A 14,554-nucleotide genomic window follows, 5' to 3' on the forward strand; every position below is an offset into this window, starting at 1 on the left:
GCACCGCTCAGCCCCGCTTCCTGCGGCGGCGGATCTCGTCCCACCGCGCCATGCGTTCGGCGATGGCGGCTTCCGCGCCGCGGTCGCTCGGGCGGTAGAAGGATTGGCGGTGCATCTCGTCCGGGAAATAGTCCTGGCCGGAGAAGGCTTCGTCGGCATCGTGGTCGTATTCGTAGCCGCTCCCGTAGCCGATCTCCTTCATCAGCTTCGTCGGCGCGTTGAGGATGTGTTTGGGCGGCATCAGCGACCCGGTCTCCTTCGCGGCGCGCATCGCCGCGCCGAAGGCGGCATAGACGGCGTTGGACTTCGGCGCTGTCGCCAGGTGCACGACGAGTTGCGCGAGCGCCAGTTCGCCTTCGGGGGAACCGAGCCGCTCGTAGGTCTCCCACGCCGCGATGGCGAGGGGCAGGGCGCGCGGATCGGCCATGCCGACATCCTCGGCCGCGAAGCGCGTCAGGCGGCGGGCGATGTAGCGCGGGTCCTCGCCGCCCGTGAGCATGCGCGCATACCAGTAGAGCGCCGCGTCGGGGTCCGATCCGCGCATCGACTTATGCAACGCGGAGATGAGGTTGTAGTGCTCCTCGCGGTCCTTGTCGTAGAGCGCGGCGCGCTTCGCGAGCAGGTTCGACAGCGCGGCGGTGTCGAGCGGCCTCGTGCGCTCGGGCAGCGCGAACAGCTGCTCGGCCATGTTGAGCAGGTAGCGCCCGTCGCCGTCGCCCATGGCACGCAGCGTGGCGCGCGCGGCAGCATCCAGCGGCAGGGGCCGTCCGGTCAGTGCCTCGGCACGGTCCAGCAGCAATTCGAGCGCGGCATCGTCCAGGCGCTTCAGCACCATCACCTGGCAGCGCGAGAGCAGCGCGCCGTTCAGCGCGAAGGAGGGATTCTCGGTCGTCGCACCGACCAGGGTGACGGTGCCGTCCTCGACCACCGGCAGGAAGCCGTCCTGCTGGGCGCGGTTGAAGCGGTGGATCTCGTCCACGAACAACAGCGTGCCCTGGCCGTTGGACTTGCGCGCGCGCGCCTCGTCGAAGGCGCGCTTGAGGTCGGCGACGCCGGAGAATACCGCCGACAGCGCGGTGAAGCGCAGCCCCGCGGCTTCCGCGAGCAGGCGCGCGATCGTCGTCTTGCCGACGCCGGGCGGGCCCCAGAGGATCAGCGAGGCCAGCGAACCGCGCTCCAGCATGCGCGCGATCGCGCCTTCGGGGCCGAGCAGGTGGTCCTGGCCCACCACCTCCGCCAGCGTCTGCGGGCGCAGCCGGTCGGCGAGGGGACGCGCGGCATCGGGCGCCGATGCGGATGCATCCTCCGCAGGGGCGCCAAAGAGATCGGAGGCGGGCGCGGGATTGCCCTGCGGACGGCGAACGGCCATGACCCGAGGATACAACGCCAATGGGACGGGAGCGACAGATGACGGGCGGAACGATCCTCACGCGGCGGGCGGCGCTGGCCGGGCTTGCGATCCCCGCGGTCGCGCAGGCCCAGGCGCCGGCCTGGCCGACGCGCCCGGTGCGCATCCTGGTGGCCTGGACGCCGGGTGGGGGCGTCGACGTGCCCGTGCGCCTGCTGCTGCCCAGGATGCAGGAGGTGCTGGGCCAGCCCGTCGTGGTCGAGAACCGCGGCGGCGCCTCGGGGTCGATCGGTGCGGGCTTCGTCGCGCAACAGCCGGCGGATGGCTACACGGTGCTCGCCGACGCGGCGGCGCATGTCAGCAACAACAGCCTGATGCGCCTGCCCTTCGACTATGCGCAGGCTTTCGCGCCGGTGACGCAGGTCTCGGTGCTGCCGCACCTGCTGGTCGTGCGGCCCGACTTCCCGGCGCGGACGCTGGCCGACCTCATTGCGATGGCGAAGCGGGAACCGGGGCGGCTCACCTATGCCTCCTCGGGCATCGCGGCGGGGCCGCATCTCGCCTCGGCGCTGCTCGCGCGCCAGGCGGGGATCGAGGTGGTCCACGTGCCCTATCGCGGCAGCGCGGCGGCGATGGCGGACGTGCTGGCGGGGCAGGTGTCGTTCAACTTCTCGACCATTCCGCAGGCCTCGCCGCTGGTGCGTGAAGGGCGGCTGCGCGCGCTCGCCGTCTCGACCAAGGAGCGCCTCGCCGCGCTGCCCGACGTGCCGACGGTGGCCGAGCAGGGCTTCCCGGGCTTCGAACTGAACGAGTGGGTCGCGCTCTGGGTGCCGTCGGGCACGCCGCCCGCGATCATCGCGAGGCTGCACGAGGCCGCCACGGCCGCGCTCGCGGAGGAGTCGGTGCAGCGGCGCTACGCCGAGATCGGCATCCTGCCGGTCGGCAGCACGCCGGCGCAGCTCGCCGCCTTCGCGGCGGAGCAGCGCGCCCGCCTGACCGAGCTGATCCGGGTGGAGAACATCCGCCTCGAGTGACGCGGTGTCATCGTCGCGTCGCTTGACGGATCCGGCGGGCATGCCCACCCCAGGGGCCATGCTGCGCCGCGCCCTGCTCGCCCTGACGCTCGCCACCCCGGCCCTGGCCCAGGACCGGCCGGTGCGCCTCGTCATCGCCTTCCCGCCGGGCGGGTCGACCGACATCCTCGGCCGGCTGGTCGCGCCGCGCATGTCGGAGCTGCTGGGTGCCGTCGTGACGCCGGAGAACCGGTCCGGCGCCTCGGGCGCGGTCGGCGCGGGCTATGTCGCGCAGGCGGCGCCGGACGGGGCGACGCTGCTGCTCGATTCCGGCGGGCAGAGCGTCAATCCGTTCCTGCTGCGCGGGCTTGCCTTCGACTACGTGCGGGACCTGGCGCCGGTCACGCTGCTCGCGACGCTGCCGTTGCTGCTGGTGGTGCGGGCGGAGTTCCCCGCGCAGGACCTGCCCGCGCTGCTCGCGCGGCTGCGCGCCGATCCATCCCAGGCGCGTTACGGCAGCGTCGGCGTGGGGGCGCGCACGCACCTCGCCATGGCGGCGCTGCTGCGCCGCGCGGGCGTCGCGGGCGAACACGTGCCCTATCGCGGCGGCGCCGACCAGATCGCGGGGCTGCTGCGCGGCGACCTGCCGATGGGCTTCACCTCCGTGGCACTCGCCGCGCCGCTGCTGCGGGACGGGCGGCTCAGGGCGCTCGGCATCTCCTCGGCGGAACGCAGCACGCTGTATCCCGACCTGCCGACGGTCGCGGAACAGGGCTTCGCGGGCTTTGCCATGGGCGACTGGCTCGGGCTGCTCGCGCCCGCCGCGACGCCGGCGCCGACCATCGCGCGCGTCGCGGCCGCAGCCGCCGATGCGGTGAACCAACCGGCGATGCGCCCTCGGCTCGATGCGCTCGGCCTGCTGCCGGCGGCGGAGGGGCCGGAGGCTTTCGCCCGCTTCCTCGCGGCCGAGCGCGCCTTCTTCGGCGCCTTGATCCGCGACGAAGGCATCCGCCTCGACAGTTGAGCCGCATCGGGCGAGCATCGGCGCAACGGGAGGACCACTGATGCTTCGTCGCGCGCTGCTCGCCACGGCCTTTGCCACGCCGGCCCTGGCCCAGGGACCTTGGGCGCCGACGCGGCCGATCCGGCTGATCGCACCCTATCCGCCGGGCGGCGGCGTCGATACGACCTCGAGGCTGCTCTCGGTGCCGATGGGCGCCTTTCTCGGCCAGCCCGTGGTGGTGGAGAACCGCGGCGGCGCCGGCGGGTCGATCGGCGCGCAGGAACTCGCGCGCAGCGCACCGGACGGGCAGACCATCATGGTCGATGCGCTCGCCCATACGGTGAACCCGCATCTGATCCGCGGCCTCGGCTTCGACTACGCCACCGCCTTCGCGCCGATCAGCCAGGTGGTGGTGCTGCCGCAGATCCTCGCAGTGAATCCGCAGAAGGTGCCGGCCAGGACGGTGCAGGACTTCATCGCCTGGGCACGGCCGCGGCAGCGGGAACTCTCCTACGGCTCCTCGGGCAATGCGACGGCGGCGCATCTCGCCGCGGCGCTGTTCCTCAACCGCGCGGGGCTCGACATCACGCATGTGCCCTATCGCGGCGGCACGCCGGCGCTGCAGGACCTGCTGGGCGGCAACATCGCCTTCGTCTTCGGCACCGTCTCCTCGACGCTGCAACTGGTGCGGGACGGGCGGCTGGTCGCGCTCGGCGTCACCACCGCCCAGCGCATCCCGCCGCTGCCCGAGGTGCCGACGATCGCCGAGCAGGGTTTCGAGGGCTACGAGCTGAACGAGTGGAACGGGCTCTATGCGCCGGCCGGCACGCCCGCGCCGGTGGTGCAGCGGCTGTACGAGGCCGCGCAGCATGCGCTGGCCGATGCGACGGTGCGCCAGCGCCTCGATGCGCTGGGGGCGATTCCGCTCGGCACCGATCCCGCTGTCTTCGCCCGCTACGTCGCCGAGCAGCGCGCCCTGATGGGCCGCATCGTGCGGGATGCGAGGATCGAGGCCGGCTGAGCGCCCCAATTCTTGATCCGCGTCAAGGCGCCGGGCTCGGACGCGGACACATCTTCACCAGCACTCACGGAGGAATGCCCATGCGCGCCCGGGACATCATGACCCCCGACCCCGTTTCCGTCCCGCCCGAGACGCCGCTCGAGGTCGTCGCGGCGCTGATGTCGGAACGCCACATCTCCGGCCTGCCGGTGGTCCAGACCGATGGCCGCCTGGTGGGGCTGGTGACGGATGGCGACCTGATGCGCCGCCTCTCGGCCAAGGAGGACAAGCCGGCGTCGTTCTTCGCGGCCATCCTCGGCGCCAATGCCGACCAGGCGCTCGCCTATGCGCGCGCCCACGGCCGGCGCGTGCGCGACGTGATGAGCACCAACCTTGCCACCGTCGGCCCCGACGCCACGGTCGAGGAAGTCGCCCATATCCTCGAGACCAAGCGCATCCGCCGCGTGCCGGTGGTCAGCGACGGGATGCTGGTCGGCGTCGTCTCGCGCGCCGATCTCCTGCGCGCGGTCATGGCCCCCGTGGCGAGCGGCGCGGAGGAGGAAGCCTCCGACCCGCGCATCCGGCGCGAGCTCTACGCCGCCATGCAGGCGCAGCCGTGGGTCAGCACGCGCTTCGTCTTCCCCGAGGTGAAGGACGGGACCGTGACCTTCCACGGCTTCATCGCGGGGCAGGAAGCGAAGACGGCGCTGCGCGTCCTCGCCGAAGGGGTGCCCGGCGTGAAGCAGGTGTCCTTCGACACCTCCGAGCCGCCCGGCATCATGATCGGGGTGCCCTGATCGGCCGGCACGCCGGGGTCAGTCGCGATCCCACACCGGCGGGTCGCCGAAGGCCCGCCGCAGATGCGCGACCAGTGCGCGCAGCTTGGCCGAGCTGCGCCCGCGTTCGGCGTGGACCAGCGCGATGACTTCCGGCTCGGGTTCCGCGCCTGGACGGATCGCGACCAGCCGGCCGGCGCGCAACGCCTCGCCGGCGATGAAGGAGGGCAGCATCGCGATGCCGAGGCCCGCCTCCGCCGCGTCGCGCATCACGTCGCCATTGTTGACGGCGAGCGCGGCGCGGGCGCGCACCAGGACCGGTCCTGCCGCGCCCATCAGCCGCCAGTCCGCGACGCCCCGATGGGCGTAGAAGATTCCGGCATGGCGCTCGAGCTCGGCGATGCTGTGCGGCATGCCATGCCGCGCCAGATAGGCCGGCGAGGCGACCAGGCAGCGCCGGCTGGTGGCCAGGCGCAGCGCGACCAGCCGGCTGTCCTCCACCGATCCATGGCGGATCGCCGCGTCATACCCTTCCGCGGCGACATCGACGCGACGGTCGTCCAGTTCCAGCGACAGCGCGATGCCCGGATGCGCGGCGAGGAAGGGATACAGTGCGGGGCCCAGATGCATCCGCCCGAAGGTGACGGGCGCCGATAGCCGCAGCGGCCCGGTCAGGCTTCCCCGCCGCTCGGCGAGCTCCGCGGCCGCGTCCTCCACCTCCCGCACGATCCGTCCCGCGCGATCGAGGAAGGCGACGCCGTCCTCGGTCAGCGAGAGCCGCCGGGTGGACCGATGCAGCAGCACCGCGCCCAGGCTGCGCTCCAGCTCGGTCAGCCTTTCGCTCACCACCGATTTGGCGAGGCGCAGGCGGCGCGCCGCCTCGCTGATCGAACCGGCCTCGGCCACCTGGACGAAGGTCGCGATGGCATCGAGCTTGAGCATCGTTCTGCTTTTCCGAATTTCGATTTCGGCATTTGCAGTCTGCTCCGAACGATACGAAAGCGCCATCGTCTGCCCACCCAGGCGGCCGGGCTGGCCGCCTCCCAGGAGACAGATCATGATCCGTTCGCTTGTCGGCGCGGCCTTCGCGCTGGCCTTCGCCCTGCCGGCCGTGGCAGAGGTGCCCCCTTATCCCAGCGGCTTCCGGACGCAGCAGGTCCAGGTCGACGGCGCCACCCTCCATGTCCGCATCGGCGGGCAGGGCCCTGCGGTGCTGATGATCCACGGATACGGCGAGACCGGCGACATGTGGTCGCCGCTCGCCGCCGCGCTGGCCGCCGATCACACCGTGATCGCGCCCGACCTGCGCGGCATGGGCCTCTCCTCGAAGCCCGAGGGTGGCTACGACAAGCGGACCCAGGGCGTGGACATGGCGCGGATGCTCGATGCGCTTGGCGTCGCGCGCGCCGATCTCGTCACCCACGACATCGGCAACATGGTCGGCTACGCCTTCGCCGCGCAGTACCCCGAGCGCGTGACGCGCTTCGTGCTGATGGATGCGCCGATCCCGGGCGTCGGTCCCTGGGACGAGATCCTCAAGAGCCCGCTGCTGTGGCATTTCCGCTTCGGCGGCCCCGACATGGAACGCCTGGTGGCGGGGCGGGAGCGCATCTACCTCGACCGCTTCTGGAACGACTTCTCCGCCAACCCCGCCCGCTTCGACGAGGCCTCCCGCGAGCACTACGCGCGGCTTTACGCCCAGCCGGGTGCGATGCGCGCCGGCTTCGCGCAGTTCCTCGCCTTCGACCAGGATGCGGTGGACAACCGGGCGCTGCTGGCGCGCGGGCCGCTGACCATGCCGGTGCTCGCGATCGGCGGGGCGGCGTCGCTGGGCCCGGTGATGGGCGCGGTCGCGCGCGCCGCCGCGACCAATGTGGAGGAACTGATCATTCCCGATTCCGGCCACTGGCTGATGGAGGAGCAGCCCGAAGCGACCGTCGCGGCCATCCGCGCCTTCCTCGCCCGGCGCTGAGGCGCGGGCCGGCCTCCACCGACGGGAGGTCGGCCTATTTCGTCCGCTTCAGCGCGTCCTCGACCATGTCCGCGAGGGTGGAGATGACCTTCACCCGCGCGTGCAGCTTGTTGTCGGCCTCGACCAGCGTCCAGGGCGCCTGGCCGGTCGAGGTGCGCTCCACCATCTCGCAGACCGCTTCCTCGTAGGCGTCCCACTTCTCGCGGTTGCGCCAGTCTTCCTCGGTGATCTTGTGCTGCTTGAAGGCGGTCGCCTCGCGTTCCTTGAAGCGGCGGTGCTGCTCGTCCTTGCTGATCGCGAGCCAGAACTTCGCCACCACGGCGCCGTGGGCGACGAGCTGCTCCTCGAAATCGTTGATCTCGCCATAGGCGCGGCGCCAGTCGGGTTCGGCCGCGAAGCCTTCCACGCGCTCGACCAGCACGCGGCCGTACCAGGACCGGTCGAAGATGGTCAGCCGCCCGGGGCGCGGCACGTGGCGCCAGAACCGCCACAGATAGGGCTGGGCGCGTTCCTCCTCGGACGGGGCGGCGACCGGCACGATGCGATAGGCGCGCGGATCGAGGGCGGCGCCGAGGCGCCGGATCGCGCCGCCCTTGCCGGCGGCGTCGTTGCCCTCGAACACCGCGATGACGCGGATCTTCCCGTAGCGCTTGTGGCGCGTGGCGCGGGCGAGCCGCCCCTGCGCCTCGGCGAGCGCCTTGTCGTAGTCGTCGCGCGACATCTCCTGCTTCAGCGTCAGGGCGCGGATGACGTTCACCTGGTCGGGCGGGGCGGCCTTCGCCTTGAGCTTGGCCGGCGGTTTCGCCGCCGCGGGTGCCGGCGCATCGAGACGCGCGCGCATGGCGGCGAGCAGATGCCGCCCGACAAAGAGCGCGCGATAGCGGTCATCCGCCGCCGGGACCACGGTCCAGGGCGCGTTGCCGGTCGAGGTCTCGCGCAGGAACGGTTCGCAGACGTCGATGAAGTCGTCGTAGTGGTCATACAGCTTGCGGTCGTAGCGGGTGACCTTCCAGGAGGTCCCCTTGTCCTTCTCCAGCGCCTTGATGCGCTTCTTCTGCTGCGCCTTGGACAGGTGGAACCAGTACTTGATCAGCAGCACGCCCTCGTCGGTGAGCATCCGTTCGAGGCGAATGATCTCCTCCATCCGCGCGGCGAAGCCGTCCGGGGCGAGATGGCCGAGGACACGCTCCAGGATCGGCATGGTCTGCCAGGCGCCGAAGAAGACGCCTATGCGGCCCTTGGCGGGCAGCGCCTTCCAGAAGCGCCAATTGGGCGGGTGCGCGGCTTCCTCCTCGGTCGGGATGGCGAAGCCGGTCACCTCGACGAAGCGCGGGTCCATCCATTCGTTCAGGAGGTGGACCGTCTCGCTCTTGCCCGCGCCCTCGACGCCGGCGATGAGGACCAGGACGGGAAAGCGCTTCCGCTCGCCGAGTTCGCGCTGCGCCTGGATCAGCGCACGGCGCAGTTCCGCCTCTTCCGCCTTGAAGGCTGCCTTGTCGACCTTGTGGTCGAGTTCCGCCGCTTCGAACATCGCGATCCCATCCTGCCGCGCGCCTCGGGACGGGCGCTTCACGGGATCGCATCATGCATGCCTGCGAACGCATCCGGTAGCGCGGCGATCAGCCGGCGCGGGGATGGGCCTTCTTCCAGGTCGCGAGCAGCCCCGCCGCGTCGACTGCCGTGTAGCGCTGGGTCGTCGACAGGCTGGCATGGCCGAGCAGGTCCTGGATGGATCGCAGATCCGCCCCGGCGCCGAGCAGATGCGTGGCGAAGGAATGGCGCAGCGCATGCGGCGTCGCGTGCTCGGGCAGGCCGGCGAGGCGGCGGAATTCCCGCAGCGACTTCTGCGCCACCGCGGGGTCGAGCCGCTTGCCCCGGGCCCCGATGAAGAGCGGTTCGTCCGCCGCCCCCGGCCCGCGATGCTTCAGGTAGCCGGCGATCGCCGTGCGGACCGCGGGCAGGACGGGGACGACGCGTTCCTTGTTGCCCTTGCCGCGCACCCGCAGCGCATCGTCGCGCCCCGGCAGCGGGGCATCGCCCAGGTCGAGCGACAGCGCCTCCGCGATGCGCAGCCCGGCGCCGTAGAGCAGGGTGAAGAGCGCGACGTCGCGCGCGGCCTGCAATTCGGGGCGTTCGTGGCGGCCGAGGGCGTAGACCTCGCCGGCCTCGGTCGCGACGGCGCGGGCGGCTTCGGGCGTCAGGGCGCGCGGAATGGGTGGCTTCGGCCGCGGGCCGCGCAGCGCGCCGAGCGGCAGCGCCGCCATGCCGTGATGCCGCGTCAGGTAGCGCAGGAAGCCGCGGATGGCGGCGAGCCGCCGGGCCCGCGTGGCCGGCGAATCGCCCTGCGCCGCCCGATGCGCGAGGAAGGCGCGCAGATCGGCTGGCGTGAGCGCGCCAAGGGTCGCGAGGTCGGGCTCCCCGCCCATGTGGTGCGTGAGGAAGCCGAGGAATTCCGCGGCATCGGCGCCATAGGCCTCGAGCGTATGGGGGCTCGAGCGGCGTTCGCCCGCGAGCCAGGCGAGCCAGGCGGCGCGCGCCTGATCGGCGGTCATCTCACCGGGACAGCGCCGCGGCGACGGCGCGGCCGAGGAAGGCGAGCACCGCGACGGTCTGGCGCATCGGCAGGGCGGCGGCGTCGCGCGCGCCGATCGCGATCAGGGCCGGGTTGTGTCCGGCCAGCGGCACGCGGGCCAGCGCGTCGCGCAGCACCAATGGCGCGGCTTCCCCATGGAGCAGCGTCAGGTCGCCCGGCGTCTGGCGCACCACGGCGTCACGGCCGCGCCCGATCAGCCGGCCGACCGTGCCGGGCGGCAGGGACCGCACGCCGAGCGGCAGGAAGGCGAAGACCGGCGCGGGCGCGGCCTCGATGGCGAGCGTGCAGGTCTCGACGCCGAGCAGGGCGGGCAGTTCCTGCGTCACCGCCTCATGCACGTCCTGCGCGCGCATCAGCGCGAGGACGGCGAGGCGGACGCGGACGGTGAAGCCGGCCCCGGCGCGCCCGGCCTCGAGCGCGGCGCGGACCTCGGCTTCGAGGGCCCGGGTGCGCGTGCGTTCGGCTTCCAGCATCGCGGCCATGTGGTCGGCGAAGCGTTCGCCATGCAGCCGGCGGGGCGGCTGCAGGCTGCGGTAGATCTCGGGGCGTTCGGCAAGGAAGCCGGGATTGGCCTCGAGGAACGCGGCCACCTCCTCCGCCGTCGGGCCCGGCGGGATCTCTTCGGCGGGGAGGTGGCGCGTGCTCACAGGATGGTTTGTCCCGTCTTCTTCCAGTCGGCCAGGAAGGCCTCCAGGCCGCGGTCGGTCAGCGGGTGCTTCAGCAGCATCCGGATGACGTTCGGCGGAAGGGTTGCGACATGGGCGCCGAGCTTGGCGGACTCGACGAGGTGGATCGGATGGCGGACCGAGGCGACCAGCACCTCGGTCTTCAGGTTCGGGTAGTTGCGGTAGATCTGCACGATGTCCGCGATCAGCCGCATGCCGTCGGTGGCGATGTCATCGAGCCGCCCGACGAAGGGAGAAATGAAGGTGGCCCCTGCCTTCGCGGCAAGCAGCGCCTGCGCCGCGCTGAAGCAGAGCGTGACGTTGACCATCGCACCTTCGCCGGCGAGCGTGCGGCAGGTGACCAGGCCCGCTTCCGTCAGCGGCACCTTCACCGCGACGTTCGGCGCGATCGCCCGCAGCACCCGGCCCTCGGCGATCATGCCGGCGGCGTCGGTGGCGGTCACTTCCGCGCTGACGGGCCCTGGCGTGATGGCGCAGATCTCCGCAATGACCTCCTTGAAGTCGCGGCCGGATTTCGCGACGAGGGAGGGATTGGTGGTGACGCCGTCCACGAGGCCAGCCTCCGCGAGGGAGCGTATCTCTGCCACGTCGGCGGTATCGACGAAGAACTTCATGGTAGGGGACCTTGTGATTCCAGAATGGCGCCGGAAGCCTCGGCCGGCGGTGCCAGGGGTCACACAATAGGCGATGGCGGCAGGGAAAAGAACGCGTGGCGGCGTGACAGCGGAGCCTGTGGCACCGGCGCCACGGGTGCGCGTGCTGCTGCCGTTGCCATTAGGACATGCTTACGATTACCGCGTGCCCGACGGGTTTGCGCTCGCACCGGGCGCCTTCGTGGTCGTTCCGCTCGGTGGACGCGAAACGATCGGGGTGGTGTGGGATGGCGACCCCGATCCTGCCCTGCCCGAACACCGCTTGCGCAACGTGGTCGCGGTGCTCGACGCACCGCCGATGACCGCGGTGCTGCGCCGCTTCGTCGACTGGGTCGCGGCCTATACGCTGAGCCCGCCCGGGGCGGTGCTGCGCATGGCGATGAGCGCGCCTTCGGCGCTCGAGCCCCCGGCGCCGCAGGCCGGCTGGCGGCGTGCCGGGATGCCGCGGGACGGCGTCCGCATCACGCCGATGCGCCGCCGGGTGCTGGACGTGCTGGCGGATGGCGCAGCACGGGCGGGCGGGGAACTGGCCGAGGCGGCGGGGGTCGCGCCGGCCGTCCTGCGCGGCATGGCCGATGCCGGCCTCATCGAACCTGCCCTGATGCCCCGCCGTCCGGTCTTTGCGCTGCCGGACCCGGAGCACCCCGGCCCCGCGCTGGGGGCCGAGCAGCGCGACGCCGCCGATGCGCTGCGCGCCGCCGTCGCGCGGCATGGCTTCTCGACCACGCTGCTGACGGGTGTGACGGGGTCGGGCAAGACCGAGGTCTATTTCGAGGCCATCGCGGAATGTCTGCGCCAGGGCCGCCAGGCGCTGGTGCTGCTGCCGGAGATCGCGCTGTCCGCGCAATGGCTCGACCGCTTCCGCGCCCGCTTCGGCGTCGCGCCGGCCCTGTGGCATTCAGAACTGACGTCGCGGACGCGGCGCGAGACCTGGCGGGCTGTCGCCGAGGGCGCGGCACCGGTGCTCGTCGGTGCGCGGTCGGCGCTGTTCCTGCCCTATCCGGACCTCGGCCTCATCGTCGTCGACGAGGAGCACGAGACCGCATTCAAGCAGGAGGAGGGCGTCGTCTACCACGCGCGGGACATGGCGGTGGTCCGCGCGCGGTTGTCGGACGCTGCCTGCGTGCTGGCGAGTGCCACACCCTCGCTCGAGAGCGCGACCAATGCGCAGACCGGCCGCTACGCGATGGTCCATCTGCCGGCGCGTCATGGTGGGGCGGAGATGCCGGCGGTGGAGGCCGTCGACCTGCGCCGCACGCCGCCCGAGCGCGGACGCTTCCTCTCGCCGCCGCTCGTCGTGGCGGTGGGCGAGACGCTCGATCGCGGCGAGCAGGCCATGCTGTTCCTGAACCGGCGTGGCTATGCGCCCATGACGCTGTGCCGCACCTGCGGGCACCGGCTGCGCTGCCCGAACTGCACGGCCTGGCTGGTCGAGCATCGCGCCCAGCGCCGCCTGCAATGCCACCATTGCGGCCATGTGGAGCCGATCCCGGAAGCCTGCCCCGAATGCGGCAGCGCCCATTCCACCGTGCCGATCGGTCCGGGCGTGGAGCGGGTGCTCGAGGAAGCGCGGGCGCTGTGGCCCGAGGCGCGCGTGCTGGTCATGGCCTCCGACACCATCCCCGGCCCGGCGGCGGCGGCAGCGGCGGCGAAGGCGATCCAGGACCGCGAGGTGGACCTCATCATCGGCACGCAGATCGTCGCCAAGGGCTGGCATTTCCCGCACCTGACGCTGGTGGGCGTGGTGGATGCCGATCTGGGCCTGGCCGGCGGCGACCTGCGCGCGGCCGAGCGGACCGTGCAGCTGCTGCACCAGGTCGCCGGCCGGGCGGGGCGCGAGGAACGCCCCGGCCGTGTCCTGCTGCAGACCTTCGCCCCCGAGCATCCGGTGATGCAGGCGTTGGTGCATGGCGACCTCGAGGCCTTCATGGAGGCCGAAGCGGATGGGCGGCGGCCGGGCCATTGGCCGCCCTACGGGCGCCTCGCGGCGTTGATCGTCAGTTCGGAGGACGAGCGCGCCGCCGACCGCACCGCGCGCGACCTCGGCCTCGCCGCGCCGGGCGGGGAGGGGGTGGAGGTGCTGGGGCCGGCGCCGGCGCCGCTCGCCGTCCTGCGCGGGCGGCACCGCCGGCGGCTGCTGCTCAAGACGCGACGGGACATCGCGGTGCAGCCTCTGCTGGAGGACTGGTTGGCGAAGGTCGACGTGCCGGGGAGTGTCCGCGTCCAGGTCGACGTGGATCCAGTGGGATTTCTTTAGGCCGGGTGCCGGGCCGGTCCGATCCTGCGGCTGGAACGGAGGGCCTGCGAGCGCAACGGCGCCGCCTGGTACGACCCGCCGGGCGCGGCATTTGGCTTCGCCTCGGGCGCAACATGGTGCAGCATGCACCGGGACCCCGTCGTCCCTAACCAATGACCGGCGCCGACCAACACAGGCGCCGTCAGGAGGCCAGATGGGCGAGCCGAAAGACGTTTCCGTGCAGCAGGGAAGCGTTCAGAGCGACCCCTCGATCTCGGTCGAGATCGTCGAGGATGGACCCTATCGCGTCCGAGGTGCTCTGCCGCTGCACACCCAGGAGATCGTGCGCAACGAGGAGGGACGATCCTGGTCCTACAGGCAAGGTCGCGCATACCCGGTCAAGGACGGGACGATGCTGTGTCGCTGCGGGCATTCCCGCAAGAAGCCGTTCTGCGACGGATCGCACAAGACGGCCGGAGTCGATCTGGCGGAGACGGCTTCTTTCGAACCCATGCTGCAGGAGGCGGAGGAGATCGACGGGCCGCGGTACAGCCTGACCGATAACGAGCGCTACTGCGCCTTCGCGCGCTTCTGCGACAACGGCCAGAGGATCTGGAACGAAGTGCGGATCGAGGGCGAGGAGCATGCGCGGCTGGCCATCTACATGGCCCATCAATGCCCGGCGGGGCGGTTGCTGGTCTGGGACCGCAGCACGGGCAACCCGGTCGAGGAGCCGCTCACAGCGAGCCTGTCGCTGATCCAGGATCCGGGGGCCGGGGTCAGTGGTCCGCTGGTTCTGCGCGGAGGCGTTCGCGTCCAGAGCGCCAGCGGCGAAAGCTACGAGGTGCGCAACCGCCAGGCCCTGTGCCGCTGCGGGGCCTCCTCGAACAAGCCGTTCTGCGACGGCAGCCACGCCTCGACGAAGTTTCGCGACGGCCTCGAATGACGGCGCCCGGACCCGCCCCGTCGGAAGATGGGGCGGGATGCGGCTGGGTCTGACCGGTCAGCTCGGATCGCCATACGCCGGCGCCCCGACGCGTGGTGGGCGCCGATCCTACTGCCCCGCCCCACGCCCATCGCAATCGTCCGCTCATCCATGCGCGGATCGTGCGTGAAGCTGCGCAGTTGTTCACGTACGGGATGACCTGCATGTACGGCCCCCCCGGCGTAGCGGGCCACCGCCTCGTGTCGGATCGCCTCGCGGCGTTCATCCTCGAGTGTCGCCGACCCGCGCCGAGGACAAGTGGCCGTTGTTGTGTGCGCCAGTCAGGCGC

General features: G+C 72.0%; 13 protein-coding genes. 7 read left to right on the top strand and 6 right to left on the bottom strand.

Going from position 1 to position 14,554, the window contains the following annotated elements; all coding sequences use genetic code 11:
• Positions 1-7: 7 nt before the first annotated feature.
• Positions 8-1,369, bottom strand: coding sequence for a replication-associated recombination protein A (locus GWK16_RS23065; RefSeq protein ID WP_170056331.1), 1,362 nt, complete (start codon positions 1,367-1,369; stop codon positions 8-10).
• A 38-nt stretch (positions 1,370-1,407) separates the two neighbouring features.
• Here GWK16_RS23065 and GWK16_RS23070 point away from each other — a divergent pair, with 38 nt between their 5' ends.
• The 4 genes from GWK16_RS23070 to GWK16_RS23085 all read left to right on the top strand — a co-directional run bounded on the left by GWK16_RS23070 (position 1,408) and on the right by GWK16_RS23085 (position 5,161).
• Positions 1,408-2,382 carry a tripartite tricarboxylate transporter substrate binding protein gene (locus GWK16_RS23070; RefSeq protein ID WP_170056332.1) on the top strand — a complete coding sequence of 325 codons (975 nt, stop codon included), beginning with the start codon at positions 1,408-1,410 and terminating at the stop codon, positions 2,380-2,382.
• Positions 2,383-2,422: 40 nt separating this feature from the next.
• On the top strand, positions 2,423-3,385 hold the full coding sequence (locus GWK16_RS23075; RefSeq protein WP_170056333.1) for a Bug family tripartite tricarboxylate transporter substrate binding protein: 963 nt from the start codon (positions 2,423-2,425) through the stop codon (positions 3,383-3,385).
• Between the two features lie 40 nt (positions 3,386-3,425).
• Complete coding sequence (locus tag GWK16_RS23080) at positions 3,426-4,385, top strand: Bug family tripartite tricarboxylate transporter substrate binding protein (protein ID WP_170056334.1); 960 nt, start codon at positions 3,426-3,428, stop codon at positions 4,383-4,385.
• Positions 4,386-4,465: 80 nt separating this feature from the next.
• Complete coding sequence (locus GWK16_RS23085) at positions 4,466-5,161, top strand: CBS domain-containing protein (RefSeq protein WP_170056335.1); 696 nt, start codon at positions 4,466-4,468, stop codon at positions 5,159-5,161.
• Between the two features lie 18 nt (positions 5,162-5,179).
• On the opposite strand, the gene GWK16_RS23090 is transcribed toward GWK16_RS23085, so the two are convergent.
• Positions 5,180-6,082 (bottom strand): LysR family transcriptional regulator, encoded by a 903-nt coding sequence (locus GWK16_RS23090; RefSeq protein ID WP_170056336.1) that lies wholly within the window; start codon positions 6,080-6,082, stop codon positions 5,180-5,182.
• Positions 6,083-6,197: 115 nt separating this feature from the next.
• Here GWK16_RS23090 and GWK16_RS23095 point away from each other — a divergent pair, with 115 nt between their 5' ends.
• A complete protein-coding gene (locus tag GWK16_RS23095) occupies positions 6,198-7,112 on the top strand; it encodes an alpha/beta fold hydrolase (RefSeq protein ID WP_170056337.1) in 915 nt (304 codons plus the stop codon).
• A gap of 34 nt (positions 7,113-7,146) precedes the next feature.
• On the opposite strand, the gene pap is transcribed toward GWK16_RS23095, so the two are convergent.
• The 4 genes from pap to fsa form a co-directional block, all read right to left on the bottom strand.
• On the bottom strand, positions 7,147-8,643 hold the full coding sequence (gene pap / locus GWK16_RS23100) for a polyphosphate:AMP phosphotransferase (protein ID WP_170056338.1): 1,497 nt from the start codon (positions 8,641-8,643) through the stop codon (positions 7,147-7,149).
• Between the two features lie 88 nt (positions 8,644-8,731).
• Positions 8,732-9,664 carry a tyrosine recombinase XerC gene (locus GWK16_RS23105; protein ID WP_170056339.1) on the bottom strand — a complete coding sequence of 311 codons (933 nt, stop codon included), beginning with the start codon at positions 9,662-9,664 and terminating at the stop codon, positions 8,732-8,734.
• Between the two features lies 1 nt (position 9,665).
• Positions 9,666-10,352 (bottom strand): DUF484 family protein, encoded by a 687-nt coding sequence (locus GWK16_RS23110; RefSeq protein ID WP_170056340.1) that lies wholly within the window; start codon positions 10,350-10,352, stop codon positions 9,666-9,668.
• On the bottom strand, positions 10,349-11,005 hold the full coding sequence (fsa, locus tag GWK16_RS23115; protein ID WP_168039931.1) for a fructose-6-phosphate aldolase: 657 nt from the start codon (positions 11,003-11,005) through the stop codon (positions 10,349-10,351). Before fsa ends, GWK16_RS23110 begins: the two co-directional genes overlap by 4 nt.
• A 73-nt stretch (positions 11,006-11,078) precedes the next feature.
• Here fsa and GWK16_RS23120 point away from each other — a divergent pair, with 73 nt between their 5' ends.
• Positions 11,079-13,301 carry a primosomal protein N' gene (locus GWK16_RS23120; RefSeq protein WP_170056341.1) on the top strand — a complete coding sequence of 741 codons (2,223 nt, stop codon included), beginning with the start codon at positions 11,079-11,081 and terminating at the stop codon, positions 13,299-13,301.
• 193 nt (positions 13,302-13,494) lie between these two features.
• Entirely contained in the window at positions 13,495-14,226 is a 732-nt protein-coding gene (locus GWK16_RS23125) for a CDGSH iron-sulfur domain-containing protein (RefSeq protein ID WP_170056342.1), read from the top strand.
• Positions 14,227-14,554: the final 328 nt, after the last annotated feature.

Origin of the sequence: Neoroseomonas marina (assembly GCF_012927745.1) — a bacterium.
GTDB lineage: Bacteria > Pseudomonadota > Alphaproteobacteria > Acetobacterales > Acetobacteraceae > Neoroseomonas > Neoroseomonas marina.